The organism is Shewanella sp. AS16 (assembly GCF_021412365.1).
GTDB classification, from domain to species: Bacteria; Pseudomonadota; Gammaproteobacteria; order Enterobacterales; family Shewanellaceae; genus Shewanella; species Shewanella salipaludis.
On record NZ_JAKCLK010000236.1, the window covers coordinates 1 to 293 of the forward strand.

The window sequence follows — 293 nt, forward strand, 5'->3', positions numbered from 1 at the left end:
GTAAATTCGCTCTCAGGACGGCTGATAACCGTTGGCGTGCCTTTATCGAGATCCTCACGTAAGGAGATGTGTAACGGCATCTGCCCCAGCAGCTGCGTGTGGTATTTCTCGGCCAGTTTCTCTGCACCACCGGTACCGAAAATCGGTTCATGGTGACCACAGTTACTGCAAATATGCACACTCATGTTCTCGACAATACCGAGCACCGGAACCTCGACTTTCTCGAACATCACAATGCCTTTTTTCGCATCGATCAACGCGATGTCCTGCGGGGTGGTGACCACGACTGCACC

The 293-nt window shown here is 52.6% G+C and carries 1 protein-coding gene; it reads right to left on the reverse strand.

Features of this window, described 5'->3' with window-relative positions; all coding sequences use genetic code 11:
* The coding region (locus tag LZP73_RS20155) for a P-loop NTPase (protein ID WP_234236697.1) at nucleotides 1-293 on the reverse strand (293 nt) is incomplete at both ends.